The sequence below is a fragment of the Cryptosporangium sp. NPDC051539 genome, assembly GCF_044454545.1.
Lineage (GTDB): Bacteria > Actinomycetota > Actinomycetes > Mycobacteriales > Cryptosporangiaceae > Cryptosporangium.
This window is the reverse complement of record NZ_JBITDV010000008.1, coordinates 444,572-464,134: the sequence shown is the minus strand read 5'-3', so window position 1 is coordinate 464,134 and position 19,563 is coordinate 444,572. Positions and strand designations below refer to the sequence as shown.

At 72.3% G+C, this 19,563-nt stretch carries 18 protein-coding genes; 10 read left to right on the top strand and 8 right to left on the bottom strand.

Annotated elements, in window-relative coordinates; all coding sequences use genetic code 11:
- Window positions 1–228: 228 nt before the first annotated feature.
- Window positions 229–1,287 carry an HU family DNA-binding protein gene (locus tag ACIBZJ_RS26380; RefSeq protein WP_395934013.1) on the top strand — a complete coding sequence of 353 codons (1,059 nt, stop codon included), beginning with the start codon at window positions 229–231 and terminating at the stop codon, window positions 1,285–1,287.
- Window positions 1,288–1,408: 121 nt separating this feature from the next.
- On the opposite strand, the gene ACIBZJ_RS26375 is transcribed toward ACIBZJ_RS26380, so the two are convergent.
- From ACIBZJ_RS26375 to cofC, 5 genes are all read right to left on the bottom strand, one after another.
- Window positions 1,409–2,374, bottom strand: coding sequence for an NUDIX domain-containing protein (locus ACIBZJ_RS26375; RefSeq protein ID WP_395934011.1), 966 nt, complete (start codon window positions 2,372–2,374; stop codon window positions 1,409–1,411).
- Window positions 2,374–3,912 (bottom strand): CHAD domain-containing protein, encoded by a 1,539-nt coding sequence (locus ACIBZJ_RS26370; protein ID WP_395934009.1) that lies wholly within the window; start codon window positions 3,910–3,912, stop codon window positions 2,374–2,376. The genes ACIBZJ_RS26375 and ACIBZJ_RS26370 overlap by 1 nt, the downstream gene beginning before the upstream one ends.
- Window positions 3,913–3,987: 75 nt before the next feature.
- On the bottom strand, window positions 3,988–6,129 hold the full coding sequence (locus ACIBZJ_RS26365; protein ID WP_395934116.1) for an RNA degradosome polyphosphate kinase: 2,142 nt from the start codon (window positions 6,127–6,129) through the stop codon (window positions 3,988–3,990).
- A 365-nt stretch (window positions 6,130–6,494) separates the two neighbouring features.
- Complete coding sequence (locus ACIBZJ_RS26360) at window positions 6,495–6,704, bottom strand: cold-shock protein (protein WP_395934007.1); 210 nt, start codon at window positions 6,702–6,704, stop codon at window positions 6,495–6,497.
- A 10-nt stretch (window positions 6,705–6,714) separates the two neighbouring features.
- Window positions 6,715–7,533: a 2-phospho-L-lactate guanylyltransferase gene (cofC, locus tag ACIBZJ_RS26355; protein WP_395934005.1), complete on the bottom strand. Its 819-nt coding sequence runs from the start codon at window positions 7,531–7,533 to the stop codon at window positions 6,715–6,717.
- 96 nt (window positions 7,534–7,629) lie between these two features.
- On the opposite strand from cofC, the gene ACIBZJ_RS26350 reads away from it, so the two are divergent.
- Genes ACIBZJ_RS26350 through ACIBZJ_RS26335 form a run of 4 tightly spaced genes read left to right on the top strand, consistent with a single transcriptional unit; the run spans window position 7,630 to window position 11,587 of the window.
- Entirely contained in the window at window positions 7,630–8,343 is a 714-nt protein-coding gene (locus ACIBZJ_RS26350; RefSeq protein WP_395934003.1) for a lysophospholipid acyltransferase family protein, read from the top strand.
- Window positions 8,340–9,356 (top strand): NAD(P)H-dependent glycerol-3-phosphate dehydrogenase, encoded by a 1,017-nt coding sequence (locus tag ACIBZJ_RS26345; protein ID WP_395934001.1) that lies wholly within the window; start codon window positions 8,340–8,342, stop codon window positions 9,354–9,356. The genes ACIBZJ_RS26350 and ACIBZJ_RS26345 overlap by 4 nt, the downstream gene beginning before the upstream one ends.
- Window positions 9,353–10,462 (top strand): cystathionine gamma-lyase, encoded by a 1,110-nt coding sequence (locus ACIBZJ_RS26340; RefSeq protein ID WP_395933999.1) that lies wholly within the window; start codon window positions 9,353–9,355, stop codon window positions 10,460–10,462. The genes ACIBZJ_RS26345 and ACIBZJ_RS26340 overlap by 4 nt, the downstream gene beginning before the upstream one ends.
- A 33-nt stretch (window positions 10,463–10,495) precedes the next feature.
- On the top strand, window positions 10,496–11,587 hold the full coding sequence (locus ACIBZJ_RS26335) for a D-alanine--D-alanine ligase family protein (RefSeq protein WP_395933997.1): 1,092 nt from the start codon (window positions 10,496–10,498) through the stop codon (window positions 11,585–11,587).
- On the opposite strand, the gene ACIBZJ_RS26330 is transcribed toward ACIBZJ_RS26335, so the two are convergent.
- Window positions 11,588–12,139 carry a DUF3515 family protein gene (locus ACIBZJ_RS26330; protein ID WP_395933995.1) on the bottom strand — a complete coding sequence of 184 codons (552 nt, stop codon included), beginning with the start codon at window positions 12,137–12,139 and terminating at the stop codon, window positions 11,588–11,590.
- Between the two features lie 2 nt (window positions 12,140–12,141).
- Window positions 12,142–12,375, bottom strand: a complete 234-nt coding sequence (locus ACIBZJ_RS26325) for an Lrp/AsnC family transcriptional regulator (RefSeq protein ID WP_395933993.1) — start codon at window positions 12,373–12,375, stop codon at window positions 12,142–12,144.
- Window positions 12,376–12,495: 120 nt separating this feature from the next.
- Between ACIBZJ_RS26325 and ACIBZJ_RS26320 the strand changes: the two genes are divergently transcribed.
- From ACIBZJ_RS26320 to ACIBZJ_RS26310, 3 genes are all read left to right on the top strand, one after another.
- Entirely contained in the window at window positions 12,496–13,434 is a 939-nt protein-coding gene (locus ACIBZJ_RS26320) for a thiamine-phosphate kinase (RefSeq protein ID WP_395933991.1), read from the top strand.
- 186 nt (window positions 13,435–13,620) lie between these two features.
- Window positions 13,621–14,760, top strand: a complete 1,140-nt coding sequence (locus tag ACIBZJ_RS26315; RefSeq protein ID WP_395933989.1) for a serine/threonine-protein kinase — start codon at window positions 13,621–13,623, stop codon at window positions 14,758–14,760.
- Between the two features lie 49 nt (window positions 14,761–14,809).
- Entirely contained in the window at window positions 14,810–15,295 is a 486-nt protein-coding gene (locus ACIBZJ_RS26310; RefSeq protein WP_395933987.1) for a GNAT family N-acetyltransferase, read from the top strand.
- 91 nt (window positions 15,296–15,386) lie between these two features.
- Here the strand turns inward: ACIBZJ_RS26310 and rpmB are convergent, their stop codons facing one another.
- Window positions 15,387–15,578, bottom strand: a complete 192-nt coding sequence (gene rpmB, locus ACIBZJ_RS26305; protein ID WP_035857150.1) for a 50S ribosomal protein L28 — start codon at window positions 15,576–15,578, stop codon at window positions 15,387–15,389.
- Between the two features lie 131 nt (window positions 15,579–15,709).
- Here rpmB and ACIBZJ_RS26300 point away from each other — a divergent pair, with 131 nt between their 5' ends.
- Together ACIBZJ_RS26300 and recG are read left to right on the top strand one after the other, a co-directional pair.
- Complete coding sequence (locus ACIBZJ_RS26300) at window positions 15,710–17,263, top strand: DAK2 domain-containing protein (protein WP_395933984.1); 1,554 nt, start codon at window positions 15,710–15,712, stop codon at window positions 17,261–17,263.
- 73 nt (window positions 17,264–17,336) lie between these two features.
- Complete coding sequence (recG, locus tag ACIBZJ_RS26295; RefSeq protein WP_395933982.1) at window positions 17,337–19,559, top strand: ATP-dependent DNA helicase RecG; 2,223 nt, start codon at window positions 17,337–17,339, stop codon at window positions 19,557–19,559.
- Window positions 19,560–19,563 lie beyond the last annotated feature (4 nt).

The following is a 19,563-nucleotide window of genomic DNA, read 5'->3' as shown; positions in this document are numbered from 1 at the left end:
AAGCGACCGGAATCCGTTGCTCGCAACGGATTCCGGTCGCTTCTTTTTTCGGCGGCGCAGAGGCCTTCTCACGCTCAAATCGGGCCTTCAACGCCCGAAACCGTTACGACACAAGGAAATTCGTTCCCCAATGGTCATTGTGTGTTCTCGAAAGCGGGCCTAACGTTCGCGCCGAGGCGTCCGGCCTGCGCGCATTCGTCCTAGGATGCGCACTTCGAGGGGGAACTAGTGAACAAGACCGAACTGATCGAGACGCTCGTACAGCGCCTCGGCGACCGTCGATCCGCGACCGCGGCCCTCGACGGCGTGATCGAAGAGATCCAGCGGGCCGTGGCCCGGGGGGACCGAGTGGCGATCACCGGCTTCGGCACTTTCGAGAAGCGGGTGCGGAACGCGCGGACCGCGCGCAACCCCCGCACTGGTGAGACCGTGAAGGTCAAGAAGACTTTCACCCCGGCGTTCAAGGCCGGGCAGGGCTTCAAGGACATCGTGACCGGCACCAAGAAGATGGCGAAGGCACCGTCCGCGCCGATCGCCGTCTCGGCGTCGACCTCGGCTCCGGTCGCCGCCGCGACGCGCAGCACCGGCACGACCGCCCGCGCGACCGCGACCCGCAGCACCGCCGCCCGCAACGGCGCGGCCCGTCCGGCGTCGACCCGCACGACGGCCACCCGCTCGGTCAACGGCACGCCGACCCGCGCGACCAAGGCCACCGCGACCGCCGGCAAGGCGGCTCCGGCCAAGACCACCCGGGCTACCGCGGCGAAGTCGGCCGGGACGGCCGCGGCGAAGACGACCGCCTCCAAGGCTCCGGCCCGCCCGACGGCGACGCGTGGCACGACCGCCCGCACGACGACGGCTCGCAGCACGGCCGCCAAGGCCACCCCCACGCGCGGCGCGGCGGCCAAGGCGACCGCGGCCAAGTCAACCGCGGCCAAGGCGACCGCGACGAAGGCGACGGCCAAGTCGACCGCCGCCAAGTCGACCGCGACGAAGGCCACCGCGACGAAGGCGACCGCCACGAAGGCGACCGCGGCGAAGGCGACGGCAAGCAAGACGGCTGCCGCCAAGGCCACGAAGGCCATGCCGGCCAAGAACACGGCCACCAAGGCGACCACCGCGAAGGCGACCGCCACCAAGGCCGCGAAGTCGACGACCAAGGCCGCTCCGGCCAAGGCGTCCAAGGCCAGCGCCGCCGCGGCGCCCGCGAAGACGGCGACCGCCAAGGCCGCTGCTCCGAAGGCGTCCGCCAAGAAGGCGAAGCCGGCCGGCAAGAAGAAGAAGTAATTCGCGGTATTCGACCGGGACGCCCGGCCGCAGGACCATGAGACGTCGCGGGGAAGCGACGTCTCCGGTCGTGCGAGCGGGACCGACGACGAACCGGGGTCCACGGGCCCCGGTTCGTCGTCTAGACGGGGGTCTCCGGGCGGATGCTGGCCAGGTAATCGGCCTGGATCAGGCGCTCACCGGCGAAGTGCAGGGCCCAGACGCTGCCTTTGCGGCTGCGGAGAGCACCGGCGCGACGGGCGGCCGGATTCGTGTCGACGGCGGCGTCGTCGGCTTCCGCCAGTTCGGCCACCACGCCCGGGATCAGGCCGCCCTGGCTGCACACGACGGTCACGCCGCCTTCGCGGGCGAGTTCGCGGATCCGCCCGACGACCAGCGCCGAGTCGTCCCAGAACGTCTCCTCGTCGAAGACCGGGTCGGTGACGACGTCACGCCCGAGCACGGCGGCGAGCGGCTCGACGGTCTGCCGGCACCGGACCTTGTCGGCCGAGTGCACGCGCTCGGGCCGGAACCACGGCAGCAGCTCACCCAGCCACACCGCCTGCGCCTGGCCGCTCGGCTCCAGCGGCCGGTCGGCGTCGTCGCCGGTCCAGGTCCGCTTGTCGCCGGCCTTCGCATGCCGCACCAGCAGCACGGACGCGGTGATCACGGGCAGTGCGGCGAACGCGCGCACCACGCCGGCGTCGTGCTCGTGCGTGACGCGGCCGGTCGCCTCCTCGGGAGTCATCCAGGCCAGGCCGTCGACCTCCTCGTTACGGGCGAACTCACCACCCGCGGCCCGCATGGCCCAGTAGTCGACGATCTTCGGCACCAGACCGGAATCGGCCCGGTGCTGCCCGCGCGGAGTCACCAGGTACGTCGTCGAGGGCAGCCGCGGGCCGACGACCGGCTGCAGGCCGGTCTCCTCGATCACCTCGCGGCAGGCGGCGGCCAGCACGTGCTCGTTGCCGTCGAGCTTTCCCTTCGGCAGCGACCAGTCGTCGTACCGGGGCCGGTGCACGACCACGATCTCGCGCCCCTCGGGAGTTTCCCGCCAGACGAGTCCGCCCGCGGCGCGGACGAGCTCGGAGCCGGCGGAAGAACTCATCAACGCAGCCAGGACGTCAGTTTCGGCCGATCGGTCTGCTCCCAGACCGGTGGGAAGAGAACGCGCGACTCCCGCACCGCGGCCCGCTCCCGCTCGATCAACCGCCCGCAGGTGAGCACCACGTCGGCGTCGTCCGGGTGGGCCAGCGCGATGTCTCGCCACTCGTCGGCGGCGATCGCGGCGTCCTGGTGCTCGCCCAGCACCTCCTGGACCTCGGCGCACGCCTTGGCCAGCCGGGTCGCGGGCGCGCCGACCGCCGGCGCCACGGCCTCGGAGGCGTACCGGGCCCGCTTGGCCCGGATGCGCGCGTCGTGCCAGGTCTCGTCGGGGTCGTCGATCGTCAGCTTGCCCGCCTTGGAGGCGAGCTTGTCCCACACCACCTCGACCATCGACGGCAGCACCCACACCGCTCGCTGGTCGGCGAGCTCCACGGTCTCCGGCGTGCGCACGGTGTCGATCAACAGGTCAAGCAGGGCCGGATAGCGGTCCGAACTCAAAGCGGCGTCCAGATTCTCCAGCGCCCGACGCTGCCGGCTCTCGAGGATCGCGTCGATCCGTTCGATGGCCGCGGCGTCCACGGGTGCCAGTGGGTCGGTGTCAGCGGTCGACCGTAGCCGGGCGCGCAACACTTCGGCGTCCCGGGGGCCGCCCAGGGCCGCGGCCAGCCACTTCAGTTCGGCGTCGAGCGGCGCCGCCCAGTCCGGGTTCACCAGCGGCCGGAACGTCCGGAGGTCACTGCGCATCCGCCGGCACGCGACGCGAGCCTGGTGCACCGCGTCCTTCTCGTTGCGGCGCACGCGGACGTCGTAGTCGAGCAGCCGGCGGGCGGACCGCCGCATCACGAACGCGATCGCGTCGGCGGCGGTCGAGCGGTCGGTCAGCTCACCGGCGACCGGGAGGTCGGGCGGTGCGGTGGCCCGGGTGCCCAGCGCCCGTACCAGCTTCGGCGTGGTCGCCCCGCCGGCGGCACCGGCCGCGGTCAGCACCTCGGCCGCGATGGCCAGCACGGAGTCGGCGGCTTTACGTTCGGACTTCCGCTCGACCTCCAGCTCACGGAACGTCGTCCGGACGCCGGAGGAGTCGGCGAGCAGGCCGCGGCCATCGGACACGTCGACGGTGTCGTCGACGAGTTCGGCCAGCGTGCCCTTCTTGTCGGTGATCAGGTACCGGTCGCGATCGGTGCGCAGCGTGGCCACCGCGACCAGCGGCTCGGTGCGGATCCAGGCGGTGACCAGGCCGGTCAGCGCGAGCGGCGGGGTCTCGGCAGGTCCGTCGACCGCGATCTCCTCGCGCACGGTCGCACCGGCCGCCGTCGCTCCCTTGGGCAGCTTGAGATGCCACGGCGGCCCGCCTTCGCCGGTGCGGTGCCGGAGCGTGATTCCGAGTCGCGCCAGGCGGAGGTCGGCGGTGTCGTAGTACACGGCGGTCAGGATCTGGCGGCCCTGGGGCTCCACCCGGTGTCCGGTGCCGAAGGCCGCCGTCAGGTCCGGAAGGACGAAACGACCGTGGACTCCGAACTTCAGCTCTTCTTCGCGCAAGGAGAGTCCGTCCTTCAGTCCTAGTTCGGTTGAGTCGGCACCGTGGCTGAGCGCGCCCGTGCTCCGGGCGTGCGGCTAGCCGATGATGCGGGTCAGCAGTGTCTCTTGAACGTCACGGAGGGGGCGGTCGGGTGTGCCCTGGCGCCGCGTCCACGCGCCGTCGGGGCCGAGCTCGAAGCCCGCGGCCGAGGCGGCCAGCGAGGTGTCGAGCGACGCCCGGAGCGTGCGGCGGGCCTGGTCGTCGGAGACCCGCACCATCGCCTCGACGCGCCGGTCGAGGTTGCGGTGCATCATGTCGGCCGAGCCGATCCAGAACTCCTCGGACTCCGTGCCCGGGGCCCCGTTGCCGAACCGGATGACCCGCGAGTGCTCGAGGAACCGCCCGAGGATCGACCGGACCCGGATGTTCTCGCTCAGGCCCGGCACCCCCGGACGCAGCGCGCAGATGCCCCGGATGACCAGGTCGACCCGGACTCCGGCCCGCGACGCCCGGTACAGGGCATCGATGATGCCCTCGTCGACGATCGAGTTCGCCTTCAGCTGCACCAGGCCGGGCCGGCCGGCCGCCACGTGCTCGATCTCCCGATCGAGGCGCTCGACGATGCCCCGGCGGACGCCGTACGGCGCGACCATCAGCGTCCGGTAGTCGGTCTGCCGCGAGTAGCCGGTGAGGACGTTGAACAGGTCGGTGAGGTCACGGCCGACCTCCGGGTCGGCGGTGAACAGACCGAGGTCTTCGTACAGGCGGGCGGTCTTCGGGTTGTAGTTGCCGGTACCGATGTGCGCGTACCGGCGGATGCGCCCGTTCTCGTTGCGGACCACCAGCGACGTCTTGCAGTGCGTCTTCAGCCCGACCAGGCCGTAGACGACGTGGCAGCCGGCCCGCTCCAGCGCCTTGGCCCAGGAGATGTTGGCCTGCTCGTCGAACCGGGCCTTGATCTCGACCAGGACGACGACCTGCTTGCCCGCGCTGGCCGCGTCGATCAGCGCGTCGACGATGGGGGAGTCGCCGGACGTCCGGTAGAGCGTCTGCTTGATCGCCAGCACGTTCGGGTCGGCGGCGGCCTGCTCGATGAAGCGCTGCACGCTGGTCGCGAACGAGTGGTACGGGTGGTGCACCAGGACGTCGCCCTCGCGCAGCGTCGCGAACACGCTGCGCGGCGTCTCGCCCTCGGCGAAGCGCGGGTGGGTGGCGGGGACGAACGGCTCGTACTTGAGATCCGGCCGGTCGACACCGGCCAGCGCGAACAGGCCGGACAGGTCGAGCAGGCCGGGTACCCGCAGCACGTCCTGCTCGGCGACGTCGAGCTCGCGGACGAGTAGCTCGAGCACGTGCTCGCTGACGTTCGCGGCGACCTCGAGCCGCACGACCGGGCCGAACCGGCGCCGGGCCAGCTCGCGCTCCAGCGCCTGGAGCAGGTCTTCGTCCCGGTCTTCCTCCACCTCGAGGTCGGCGTTGCGGGTGACGCGGAACAGGTGGTGCTCGACGACCTGCATGCCCGGGAACAGCTGCGAGAGGTGGACCGCGATCAGATCCTCGACCGGGAGGAACCCGCCCTGCACCGCGACGAACCGGGGGACGTTGTCGGGCACCTTCACCCGGGCGAAGCGCTCGGAGGTCTGGCCGCCCTCGGGGTCGCGGACGACCACGGCGAGGTTCAGCGAGAGCCCGCTGATGTACGGGAACGGGTGGGCCGGGTCGACCGCCAGCGGCGTGAGCACCGGGAAGATCAGCTCGCGGAAGAATCGGTGCAGGCGGTGCTGCTCGTCGTCGGACAGGTCGGACCAGTGCAGGATCTTGACCCCGGTCGCCTCCAGCGCGGGCTGCACCTCGTCGGAGAAGCAGCGGGCGTGCCGCTCGACGAGCTCGGCACCGCGCTGGGCGATGAGCGCGAGCTGGTCGCCGGCGGAGAGGCCGTCGATCGAGCGGACCGAGAGTCCGGTGGACTGGCGGCGCTTCAGGCCGGCCACCCGGACCATGTAGAACTCGTCGAGGTTCGAGGCGAAGATCGCGAGGAACTTCGCCCGCTCGAGGAGCGGAACCGTCGAATCCTCGGCCAGCGCCAGCACCCGGGCGTTGAAGTCGAGCCAGGACAGCTCGCGGTTCAGGAACCGGCCCTCGGGCAGCGGCTGGTCGGCGTGGCCGATGTCGCGGTCTTCCTCGGCGAGCAGCTCGATCTCCTCGGTGAGGGCCCGGGCCGAGGGCACCGGGAACATTTCGGCGGGGACGTCCCACTTCTGGGCGGGATCGCTGTCGGCCACCGACTCGACCCCGGACGCGCTCGCGTCGCCCGCTACCGCGGCAGCGGTGGAGACGTTCGCCGCGCTGACCGTCGTCGGCCCTCCGGCCAGCACCGGCTCGTCGGCCGTGCTGCCGTTCGCGGAGGAGTCGGCCGTGCTGCCGTTGGCAGCGGAGTCGGCGGAGTCGGCGGCGCTGCCGTTCGGGGAAGAGGGGTTCCCGCGGCGGATGAAGCGGCCGTTGGCGTCTCGCTGCCGGGTCGTCTCAGAGCTGTCGGTCGGAGCGCTCACGGTCCCATCCTTCCCGCTGTGGGGTGCTTCCTGCCCAGAATTCCCAATTCGTCTCAGCTGGGGAACGTCACGATCGTTACGGCGACGACGTCACCGGTAGCGTTCCGTTCCAGCCTGACCCGCTGGCCCGGCCGAAGCAGTCGAAGGCCTCCGGCGTCGAACGCCGCCGCGTCGAATCCGACGTCGCTGCCGTCGTCGAGCAGGACGCTTCCGTCCCGGCTGTCCGGGGCGAAGTGGCGCACGGTGCCCTGGAGACTCGTCACGGTGTTCACTCTAAATGTGGATCGGTGCAGTCCGCGCCGGGGATGGTGCCTTCTGTCCGACTGATGAGACCCCGATTTCCAGCACCGCCGCGGTCCGCGAGCCCAGGCCGAGGGTCCGAACCGCGCTGAGGTCGGCCGCGGTGTCCACGTCCTGCCGCAGCGACGGCCACCCGGGGTATCCGGGCGCCGTCGTCAGATCGACGGCCCCGTCCCGTGCGTGTACCAGCGCCGACCCCGGCCCGTAGGCGGGCTCGAGCGCGTGACCCCGGGGAGCGGCCAGCAGAGTCGTTCCGGTTCCGGCGGCGTCCGGGACGAACGACCGGACGCCCAGCTGCTCGGCCGCGCGCAGGGCGGCGTCCAGATCTGAGCTTTTCAGGGCGGGAAGGTCAGCACCGACGGACGCGATCCCGGCGCGCCCGCGGCCGTCGGTCGCGGCCAGCAGGCCCGCCACCGAGGCGCCCTGCCGCAGCGCGGAGTTGAGCCCGGCGGTGCCGCCGCCCGGCGACGGCGGGTCCGGGACGCAGACCGCGCCGAGCTCGCCGAGCGCGGAGGCCACCACCGGATCCTCGGTCACCACGACGACACGGTCGACGCGGGCCGAGCCGAGCAGAGCGGCGACCGTGTCGAGCGCCATCGCGAGCGCCATCGCCGCGTGCCAGTCACCGTCGCCGTCGCCGGGCAGGCCGAGCTCACCATCCAGCGCGCCGAAGGGATCGGGGCCGCTGAGGTAGTACGCGGACAGCGCGGCGGCGGCCGGGAGCGTCGCGCGCAACCGGCTCTTCGCCAGACCCAACGGCTTGACCGGCGTCACGATCGACCATCCCGTCACGCCTCCATCCTCACACCAACCCGGAATAACGCCTTCCTGCGGCGTAGGGTGAGAATTCCTGCAGGGTGCGGCAGAAGGCGAGGAGGCGGCACTGCGGTGCGCCGGGGATTTTGGCTGCGATTCGCGGAGGTCGTCCTTCGACCCCTGTTGATCGTCTTCACCAAACGGACCTGGCGCGGCTACGAGAACGTCCCGGTGACCGGACCGGCGATCTTCGTGGCGAACCACACCTCGCTGGCCGACCCGCTGGTCATCGCCCACTTCCTCTACGACCGCCCGCGCGAGATGCGGGTGCTGGTGAAGTCGAGCCTGTTCACGATTCCGCTGGTCGGGACCGTGTTGCGCTCGTCCGGCCAGATTCCCGTGTACCGCAGCACCCGCAACGCCGGCGAAGCGCTCGAGACCGCCGCCGCTCGCATCCGAGCCGGGGAAGCCCCGCTGATCTACCCGGAGGGCACCGTCACCCGCGATCCTGATCTCTGGCCGATGCAGGGCAAGACCGGCGCGGCCCGGTTGTTCCTCGACACCGGGGCTCCGGTGATCCCGATCGCGCAGTGGGGTGCGCACGCACTGCACGATTACCGGACCGGAAAGGTCCGGCTCCGGCCGCGCACCCCGGTCACCGTCTCGGCGGGCCCGCCGGTCGATCTGTCCGCGTTCGTGGGGGCGCCGCCGACCGGCGCGGTACTGAAGGAGATCACCGACGTGATCATGCGGCGGTTGCGGGACGACCTGGCCGAGCTGCGCGGAGTACCGGCACCGACCGGGCCGCTGTACGTGCCCGAGGCCAACACGGGCTCGGCCCAGTGAGCACCGGAGCGGTGCGCGCCGCCGTACTCGGTGCCGGATCCTGGGGCACCGCCTTCGCCAAGGTGCTGGCCGACGCCGGGTGCGAGGTGACGCTCTGGGCCCGGCGCGCGGAGCTGGCCGACGGACTCAACGCGCGGCGGGAGAACGGCGACTACCTGCCGGGCGTCCGGCTGCCCGACCGGCTCACCGCCACCGCCGACCACGAGGAGGCGCTGGCCGGTGCCGACCTGGTCGTGCTCGCGGTGCCCTCGCAGACGATGCGGGCGAACCTGGAGCACTGGTCCGGCGCGCTGGGTGACGACGCCCTGCTGGTCAGCCTCGCGAAGGGCGTCGAGCTCGGCACCCACAAGCGGATGACCGAGGTGATCATGGAGGTCACCGGCGTACCCGCGGGCCGGGTCGCGGTGGTGTCCGGGCCGAACCTGGCCAAGGAGATCGCGTCCGAGCAGCCCGCCGCCACCGTCGTCGCGTGCGGCGACGCGCCCCGGGCCGAGTTGCTGCAGCGGGCGTCGACGACCTGGTACCTGCGCCCGTACACGAACACCGACGTCGTCGGCGTCGAGCTCGGCGGCGCGGTGAAGAACGTCATCGCGCTGGCCTGCGGCATGGCCGAGGGGATGGGGTTCGGCGACAACACGAAGGCGTCGCTGATCACTCGCGGCCTGGCCGAGACCGCGCGGCTCGGCGTCGCGCTGGGGGCCGACCCGTTGACGTTCGCCGGGCTCGCCGGGCTCGGTGACCTGGTCGCGACCTGCACCTCCCCGCTGTCGCGCAACCGGACGCTCGGCGAGCGGCTCGGGCGCGGCGAGACGCTGGAGCAGGCGTCCACGCACAACCGGCAGACCGCCGAGGGCGTGAAGTCCTGCCTGTCGATCCTCGAACTGGCCGGTGGGGTCGGCGTCGAGATGCCGATCACCGAACAGGTCGTGCAGGTGTGCCACAAGGGCATCGCTCCCGCGGTCGCGATGAAGTACCTGATGGGCCGCGAGCCGAAGCCGGAGCGCCGATCGTGAGCCTGGGCGACGGCACGACCGCGTCGCACGCGGGGGAGCGGGAGGCGGTCCTCGGCGAGCCGCACCGGCCCGGGCCGGTGCTCTCGTCGGTGTTCCACCTCGGACCCGAACCCGGGGCCGACAGCTACGGGCGCAACGACAACCCCACGTACCGCGATCTGGAGCGCGCGCTCGGTGAGCTGGAGGGTGGCGGGGTCTACGTCACCGCGTTCGCCACCGGGATGGCCGCGATCTCGGCGATCCTGTTCGGACTGCTGAAGTCGGGCGACACGGTCGTCGTCCCGTCGGACGGGTACTACGCCACCCGGCCGCTGGCCGCGTCCCGGCTGGAGGCGTTCGGGGTGCACGTGCGGCAGGCTCCGACGCCCGGCCCGTACGACCTCACCGGCGCCGCCCTGGTGCTGCTGGAAACCCCCAGCAACCCCGGCATGGAGGTCTGTGACCTGCGTGAGGTCGCCGCGGCCGCCCACGCGGCCGGCGCGCTCGTCGCGGTCGACAACACCACCGCGACGCCGCTCGGCCAGCGTCCGCTCGACCTCGGCGCCGACCTGGTCGTGGCCAGCGACACCAAGGCGCTCTCCGGCCACGGAGACATCCTGATGGGGCACGTCAGCACCCGTGACGAGGCGCTCGCGACGCGGGTCCGCCAGTGGCGCACCTGGACCGGCGCGATCCCCGGCCCGTTCGAGGCCTGGCTGGCGCTGCGTTCGCTCGCGACGCTCGACGTGCGGCTGTCCCGGCAGGCCGAGAACGCGCTCGCGGTGGCGCGGATCCTGACCCACCGCGCGGAAGTGACGAGCGTCCGGTACCCGGGGCTGCCCGACGACCCGGCCTATCCGATCGCGTCCCGGCAGATGCGCCGGTTCGGCGGTGTGCTCTCCGCGGTACTGCCCGATGGGGCGTTCGTCGAGCGGATGCTGGCCGCGTCCCGGCTGGCGTCGGCGGTGACGAGTTTCGGGGACGTCCGGACCGGCATCGACCGCCGGGCCCAGTGGGGTGGCGACGTCGTTCCGGAGGGATTCGTCCGGATCTCTTGTGGAATCGAAGACACCGACGACCTGGTGGCCGACCTCACCGCCGCTCTCGACCGCGCCGTTGTCGGGTAATACGGCTGGCTTCCTACCGGTAGGGTCTGCCGGGTGACGAGCAAGCTCCGCGTCGCCGTGGTCTTCGGCGGACGCAGTACCGAGCACGCCATCTCCTGCATCAGCGGTGGTGCCGTGCTGGCCGGCCTCGACCGGGACCAGTTCGACGTGATCCCGGTCGGCATCACCCCGGAAGGCCGCTGGGTGCTGGCGCCCGACGATCCCGCCGCGCTGCGTGCCTCCGGCCGCGAGCTGCCGGGGGTCAAGGACGGCACCGAGGTGATCCTGCCCGGCGACCCGACCCGCGGCGGCCTGATCGTCGCGGAACCGGCGCGCGGTGGCGAGATGCTGGCCGGCGTCGACGTGGTGTTCCCGGTGCTGCACGGCCCCTACGGCGAAGACGGCACGATCCAGGGCCTGCTCGAGATGGCCGGCCTGCCCTACGTCGGGTCCGGGGTCTTCGCCAGTGCGGCCGCGATGGACAAGGAGTTCACGAAGAAGCTGCTCGCCGCCGAGGGGCTGGCGGTCGGCGACTACGTGGTGCTCCACGACGGCGGCACGCTGTCCGATGCGCAGAAAGACCACCTCGGGCTGCCGGTGTTCGTGAAGCCGGCCCGCGGCGGGTCCAGCATCGGCATCACCCGCGTCACCGACTGGTCGCAACTCGGCGCCGCGCTCGTGATGGCCCGGGCCGTCGACCCGAAGGTGCTGGTCGAGGCCGCGGTGGTCGGCCGCGAGGTGGAGTGCGGCGTGCTCGAGGGCGAGCACGGTGGCCCGCCGGAGGCGAGCCTCCCGGCCGAGATCCGGATCGTGAGCCCCGACCACGACTGGTACGACTTCGAGGCCAAGTACCTCGACGACGCCTGCGAGTTCGACATCCCGGCCGGTCTGCCGCCGGAGGTCACGGTCGCGCTGCGCGAGGCCGCCGGCCGGGCGTTTTCGGCCCTCGGCTGTGCCGGTCTGGCTCGGGTCGACTTCTTCGTGACGCCCGACGGCGGGCTGGTCGTCAACGAGGTCAACACGATGCCGGGCTTCACCCCGATCTCGATGTTTCCCCGGATGTGGGCCGAGACCGGGCTGCCGTTCGACCAGCTGGTCGGGCGCCTGGTGCGGACCGCGGTCGCCCGCGGCTCCGGTCTGCGCTGACTACTTCGCCGCGGGTACTGATTCCGTGATCGGAGCGCTGAGCGGGCCGACCAGCGACTGGGGCTGCCCGACGTTGTACGGGGCGGGCAGCCGGACGTCGATCGCCACGCTGAGATCGAGCGCGCGCAGGAACGTCACCTTGTTGCCCTCGGTGACGAGCCAGGACACGCCGTTGATCGCGAGCACCTGGCCGGCACTGCCTACCGTCGTCGCGGGCTCGCCGACGCCGCAGCGCAGCACGATCGCCGGGTCGCCCCAGGCCGCCGCGCGCTCGGACGCCGTTTTCGGGCTCACCGGGCGGCTGGCGTGGTTGCCCAGCGTGGTCGGCAGGTTCGCGAGCAGCGCGCGGCAGACGGTCTCGGTCCGGGGCGTAGCCGTCGGCGGCTCCGACCCGGCGCGCAGATCGACCGTGACCGGCCCGGTCGCCGTGGGCTCGTCGGCGAATCCGCCGGACCACCAGAACCAGCCCAGACCGGTCAGCACGGCCAGTGGCAGCGCGATGAGCGTCGCCGTGATCGCGGCGCGGGAACGCTCGGACGTTGCGGTGGCCATGCTCAAAGATGCACGACCGAGCAGGTCAGCGTGCGCGTGATACCGGCGACGCTCTGCACTTTGCTGACGACCAGCGAACCGAGCTCGTCGACGGTCTCGGCCTGCGTCAGCACGATCACGTCGTACGGACCGGTCACCGCGTCCACCTGGACGACGCCGGGCAGGTCGCTGACCGTAGCGGCAACATCCCGGGCCTTGCCGACCTCGGTCTGGATGAGGATGTATGCCTGGACCACGGACACGCTCCCTGTAAGGCCTCTGGACACCGTCCGTACCGGAACGACGGATGGTAGGACGGGTGCACGCTACCGCAGCCCGCGGCAGCTCACGGCGGGGGCAGGGGAGGAGTGAGCGGCGTGACCGTGTCGGACATCGGGGAGGCCGGCCTCCTGGAACGGGTGTTTCCCCGGCTGCCGGAGGGCCGGGTGACGCTGGTCGGTCCCGGCGACGACGCGGCGCTGGTCGCGGTCCGCGGCGGACGGGTCGTGGCGACCACCGACGTCCTGGTCGAGGGCCGGCATTTCCGGCAGGACTGGTCCGGTCCCCGCGACATCGGGCGTAAGGCGGCGGCGCAGAACCTCGCCGACGTCGCGGCGATGGGCGGGATCGGTACCGCGCTGCTCGTCGGCCTGGTCCTGCCCGGCGAGACGTCCACCGACTGGGTGGACGCGTTCTACGACGGGCTGCGCGAGGAGTGCGACCTGGTCGGCGCCGGGGTCGTCGGCGGGGATCTGGCGCGGTCGGACCACGGCATCACGATCGCGGTGACCGCGCTCGGCTCGATGCGCGGCCGTGAGCCGGTCACCCGGGGCGGGGCGAAGCCCGGGGACGTCGTCGCGATCGCCGGCCGGGTCGGCTGGTCGGCGGCCGGGCTCGCGGTGCTCTCGCGGGGCTTCCGCACCCCGAGGGCGCTCGTCGACGCGCACCGGTTCCCCCAGGTGCCCTACGCGGCCGGCCCGGCCGCCGCCGATCTCGGCGCCACCGCGATGTGCGACGTCAGCGACGGGCTCGTCGCCGACCTGCGGGCGATCGCGGTCGCCAGCGGGGTCTCGATCGAGATCACCACCGACGTGCTCGAGGTGACGCCGCAGATGCGTGACGCGGCGACCGCGCTCGGTATCGACCCGGTGCGCTGGCTACTGGATGGGGGCGAGGATCACGCGTTGATCGCGTCGTTCCCGTCCGGAATCGAATTGCCCGAGTCGTGGCTCACGATCGGCCGGGTCGTGCGCGGCCGTGGAGTTTATGTCGACGGCCAACCCAGCTCTGACCAGGGCTTCGACCATTTCCGCTGAGTCCCGACCACCCCTGGCGTGACCTTCGTCTCAAGCGACCGCTATGGTCGCCGATGGGTCATCTGGGCGTTTTAGTCACGGGGTGGCGGCCATGGCGTGCGTCGAATTCGGCGTTTCGTCCGGTCGTCCCTGGGCTAACCCGCCCGAGGGGCGGACCGTGGCGATGGACGAGGGGCTGGGTGGACTGTGACGGCGACCGAGACCTCCTTGTCCGCTCCAGCCCTTGTTCTCGACGGCCGTTACGAGATCGAAGATCGCCTCGGTGGCGGCGGTGCCTCGGAGGTCTTCAGAGCCCGTGACCTGAGACTGGGGCGCTGCGTCGCGGTGAAGCAGTTCCGCCATCGCGCCGGCGCCCACTCCGACCGGCGGTGCGGTGACGAAGCCCGCCTGCTGGCCACGCTGAGTCATCCCGGACTGGTCGCGCTGTACGACGCCGGGTGGCACGACGACCGCGAATATCTGGTGCTCCAGCTCGTCGAGGGCCGGACCCTGAGCCGCCGGATCGCGGCCGGCGCACTTCCGGCGCGGGACGTCGTCCGCGTAGGTGGTGTTCTGGCGGACGTTCTGCACCACGTGCACGCACGCGGGATCGTGCATCGGGACGTGAAACCGTCGAACGTCCTGTGCGGGGACGACGGAGGGGTGTTCCTGGCCGACTTCGGGATCTCCCATCCCACCGGAGCGGAAGAGAGCGACGGGTCGGGCGTCGTGGTGGGTACCGCGCCGTACCTGGCGCCGGAGCAGATTCAGGGCGGCCCGGTCGGGCCGCCCTGCGACGTTTACGCGCTCGGACTGGTGCTGCTGGAGTGCCTCACCGGCAAGCGCGAGTACCCCGGCGGTCAGCTGGAGGCCGCGATGGCGCGGCTGCACCGCGAGCCGGTGGTTCCCGACCACACGCCCGTGCCGCTGGGACGGTTGATCCGCGCGATGACCGCGCTCGACCCCGCCGCGCGGCCGACCGCGCTGCAGTGCCGCAAGCAGCTCGCCGTCCACGACATGCCCGTGGCACCCGCCGTTCCGGCGGCGCCGGCCACGGCCGACGACCGCCGCGACAGCGCCGACCTGCCCACGGCCGAGGTCGTGCTGGCCGCGGACAACGCTGTGGTGGACGCTCGGGAAGAAGCGCCTTCCGGTGCGCCGGAATCGGCCGAGGCGCCGGTGGAAGTGCCGGTGGATCAGCCGGCAGACGTGCCGGTGGAGGCGCCGGTGGAGCCGGCTGCGCGTCGGCGGAGCAGCGGAGCGCATCGGCGGAGGCGGGGGGCGAGCATCGGTTCCGCGCTCTGGTCGCCGCGGCGGGCCGGTGCGTCCGAGGCCCGGGCGAGCTAGAAATTCGCGCTCGAGTGGCAGCACCCGATCCGTGTGGCACCGTGGAAACGTGACCTCCGCCGCCATTTCCGTCAGCCTCCGGCCGGCGAGCTACGACTCGCCCGAGGCGTCGCTACTGATCGCGTCCGTGCAGCAGGAGTACCTGACCCGGTACGGCGGCCACGACGAGACACCGGTCGACCCACTGGAGTTCGCGCCGCCGCGCGGGCGGTTCGTGATCGCCTGGCTCGACGACTCGCCGGTCGGCTGCGGCGGCTGGCGCGACCACCCGGGTCCGGACGGGATGCCGCGCGTCGCCGAGATCAAGCGCATGTTCGTGAGCGCCGCCGCCCGGCGCCGGGGCATCGCCCGGCTGGTCCTGGCCGACCTGGAGCGCACCGCGGCCGAGGACGGCTACCAGCGGGTGATCCTGGAGACCGGCGACCAGCAGCCCGAGTCGGTGGCGCTGTACACCGCGGCCGGGTACGCGTCGACGGCGCCGTTCGGGCACTACGCGGCGCACGAGGGCTCGAGGTATTTCGCCAAGACGCTCTGAGCACAGCAAAACGCGGACGCTCTGAGCACAGCAAAAACGCGTAGCCGCTGGGGCTACGCGTTTTTGGGCTGTTCGGTTGTCAGAGGCGATCTCAGCCGCGAACGACCTTGCCGGCCTTGATGCAGGAGGTGCAGACCTGCTTGCGCACGGTCGTGCCGCCACCCGCCGGGACCCGGACGGTCTGGATGTTCGGGTTCCACCGGCGGTGGGTGCGCCGGTGGGAGTGGGAGACCGACATGCCGAAGCCCGGCCCCTTGCCACAGACGTCGCACACGCTCGCCACGGAAACTCTCCTGCAGTAGTTGGTCTGTTCAGCCCACGCAGAATCGGGGCACTGAGACAGCCTACCTAGTCCACCCAGCGGCGCCAAACCGGGCGTCGTGCGCGACCATACGTGCTGACGGAGGGGGTGGCGTGCTCGAGAGTCTCGACCCCGGGGCGATTCGGCGCTGGTGCACGGGAACGCTGTCGGCTCTGCGCCGGAGCCAGCGCGAGATCGACGCGCTGAACGTCTTCCCGGTCGCCGACTCGGACACCGGGACGAACCTGGTGCTGACGCTGCAGGCCGCGGCGGACGCCGTTCCGGCCGAGGGAAGCTCCCGCGAGGTTTGGACCGCGATGGCGCGGGGGGCTCTGCTCGGGGCGCGGGGCAACTCCGGGATGATCCTGTCCCAGCTGCTGGCGGGCGCGGCCGCGGTGCTGCCGGCCGACCGGCCGGTGCGTGGACGCGCGCTGGCGACGGCGCTGGCGGCGGCCGTCGACGCCGGGTACTCGGCGGTGGCGCAGCCGGTGGAGGGCACGGTGCTGTCGGTCGCGGGTGCGGCCGCCAGAGCCGCGGCCGAGGCCGACACCGACGCGCTGGCGACCGTGAGCGCGGCGGCGCTCGGCGCGGCCCGGCTGGCGCTGGAGAGCACGCCCGCGCAGCTCGCGGCGATGGGCCTGCCCGGGGTCGTGGACGCCGGGGGCCGCGGCCTGGTCGTGATGCTGGACGTGCTGGACACGGTCGTGCGGGGCGAGGCCGTGGACCTGACGTCGCCGGAGCCGGTGTCGTTGCCGGCGGTGGTCGCCGGTGTTCAGCGGGGCTGGGAGATCCAGTACCTGCTCGCGTCGCGCGAATCGGACGTCCCCGGTCTGAGCAAACGCCTCGGCGAGATCGGCGACTCGGTGGTGGTGGCGTCCGTCGACTCCTCGCTCTGGTCGGTGCACGTCCACGCCGACGACATCGGGGCCGCGCTGGAGGCGGGGCTCGAGCTGGGGCGTCCGTACCGGGTGGTGGTCTCGCCGCTGATGACGGTCCCGGGTGCGCCGTCGCCGTCCGCACGGGCGATCGTGGCGGTGGTGCCGGGCGCGGGCCTGGCCGCGGTGTTCGCGGCCGCGGGCGCGGTGCCGGTGGAGGTCGTGCCCGGGAGCGTGCCGACCGCCCGTCCCCTGCTCGACGCGATCGAGCGGATGGGCGCGGACGAGGTGGTCCTGCTGCCGAACTCGGGGGCGTACGCGGCGGTGGCGGAAGAGGCGTCGGTGGGCGCCGACGCCACGGTTTCGGTACTGCACACGCGCTCGGTCGTGCAGGGCATCGCCGCGCTGGCGGTGGCCGACCGGGCCCGGTCGTTCCGGGACGACGTCGTCGCGATGGCCGAGGCGGCGGCCGCGACCCGCTGGGCCGAGATCGTGGTCGCGGACGAGGCCGGGCTGACGATGGCGGGGGCGTGCCGGGTCGGTGACGTGCTCGGCCTGGTCGACGGCGACGTCGCGACGATCGGGGCGTCCGTGCCCGACGTGCTGGCCAACGTCCTCGACCGCCTGCTCAACGCCGGTGGGGAGCTGGTCACGGTGGTGCTCGGTGCGGCCGCGGCCCCGGGGCTGGAGGACGGGATGCGGGCCCATCTCCGGGCGCACTGGCCGTTCTGCGAGGTGCACGTACTCGACGGCGGCCAACCCCGGTCCGTCGTCGTGGTCGGCGTGGAATGAGGTTGCCGGGGTCAGGTTTGTCGGGGGCACCTGATAGGAGTGGACCCGCCGGAACTGTCGGGAGGAGACATCGGTGCAGCGCCCCACGCTCACGTCGCCGTTGCGTGACGCGGTCGGAGTCAAGACCGCGGACGCCTTGGCCAAAGGGCTCGACCTGGAGACGGTCGGCGACCTGCTGCACCACTACCCGCGGCGGTACGCCGAACGCGGCGAGGTGTCCGATCTGGGCGCGCTCGAGATCGGTGAGCACGTCACGGTCGCGGCGAAGATCGAGAAGATCACGGTCCGTCCGATGCGCCAGAAGCCCCGCAGCAAGATGCTCGAGGTCACGGTCACCGACGGGCGGCGCAGTCTGCAGCTCACGTTCTTCAACCAGGCCTGGCGCGAGCGCCAGCTCACGATCGGCCGCTGGGGGCTGTTCTCCGGCAAGGTCGGGCAGTTCCGCGACAAGCTGCAGCTCAACCAGCCCGACTACCAGCTGCTCGCCGAGCCGGGTGAGCTCACCGACGGCGAGGGCAGCAACGCGCTGGCCGAGTTCGCGAACGCGCTGATCCCGGTCTACCCGGCCGCGGCCAAGATGCCGACCTGGGTGATCGCCCGGGCGGTCCGGGCGACGCTCGACATTCTCGCCGACGTCGACGACCCGATGCCGGAGGGCATCCGCCGGCGCAAGAACCTGATCGGCCTGTCCGACGCGCTGCGCGCGATCCACCAGCCCGCCACGCGCGGTGAGCTGCACCAGGCCAAGCACCGCCTGAAGTGGGACGAGGCGTTCGGCCTGCAGGCGACGCTGGCCATGCGGCGGCTGGCCGCGGCCGCGCGTCCGGCGACGGCGCGGCCGTTGCGGTCAGGGGGGCTGCTCGAGGCGTTCGACGCGAACCTGCCGTTCGCGCTGACCGAGGGGCAGGAACGGATCGGCGACGAGATCGCCGACGAGATTTCCGGTGAGCATCCGATGCACCGGCTGCTCCAGGGCGAGGTCGGTTCGGGCAAGACGGTCGTCGCGGTGCGGGCGATGCTCCAGGTCGTCGACGCCGGTGGCCAGGCCGCGCTGCTGGCCCCCACCGAGGTGCTGGCGTCCCAGCACGCCCGCTCGATCCGGTCGTTGCTGGGGCCGATGGGCCAGGCCGGCGAGCTCGGTGCGGCCGAGGTCGCCACGAAGGTCACGCTGCTCACCGGCTCGCTGGGCGCCGCCGGCCGCCGGGCCGCGCTCGCCGAGGCCGCCGACGGCAGTGCGGGCATCGTCGTCGGCACCCACGCGCTGCTCTCCGAGGGCGTCGAGTTCGCCGATCTGGGCCTGGTCGTCGTCGACGAGCAGCACCGGTTCGGCGTCGAGCAGCGGGACGCGTTGCGGGCCAAGGGCGGCGAGGTGCCGCCGCACGTCCTGGTCATGACCGCGACGCCGATCCCGCGCACGGTCGCGATGACCGTGTTCGGCGACCTCGAAACGTCGGCGCTCACCCAGCTGCCGAGCGGCCGGTCGCCGATCGCCACGTCGGTGGTGCCGGTCGCCGAGAAGCCGGCCTGGCTCGCCCGGGCCTGGCAGCGGGTCAGCGAGGAGGTCGCGGCCGGGCACCAGGCCTACGTCGTCTGCCCGCGCATCGGCGAGTCGATCGTCGACGAGGAAGCCGAGGAAGACCTGGAGGACGAGCCACCACCCGAGGACGACGAGAAGGCCAAGCGTCCGCCGCTGGCCGTCCTCGACGTAGCCCCGAAGCTGGCCGAAGGCCCCCTGTCCGACCTCCGAATCGGCATCCTGCACGGCAAACTTCCGTCGGACGAGAAAGACGCGGTGATGGCCGACTTCGCCGCCCGCCGCCTCGACGTCCTGGTCGCCACCACGGTCATCGAGGTAGGCGTCGACGTCCCGAACTCCACCGCGATGGTGATCCTCGACGCCGACCGCTTCGGAGTGAGCCAGCTGCACCAGCTGCGCGGGCGCGTCGGCCGGGGTAGCGCGGCCGGCGTCTGCCTGCTGGTCACCGACGCCCCGGCCGGCACCAAGGCTCGAGAACGCCTGGACGCGGTGGCGAGCACCACCGACGGCTTCGAGCTCGCCCAGCTGGACCTGGAGCAGCGCCGAGAGGGCGACGTTTTGGGGGTGGCCCAGTCCGGCCGCCGGTCGCGCCTCAAGCTGCTCTCGCTGCTGCACGACCTCGACGTGATCACCGACGCCCGCACCGAAGCGACGACCCTGGTCGCGGAAGACCCGGAACTGCGGGCGTATCCGGGCTTGGCCGCAGCGGTGGACGCGCTGGTCGACCCGGACGCGGCTGACTACCTGGAGAAGACGTAAATCG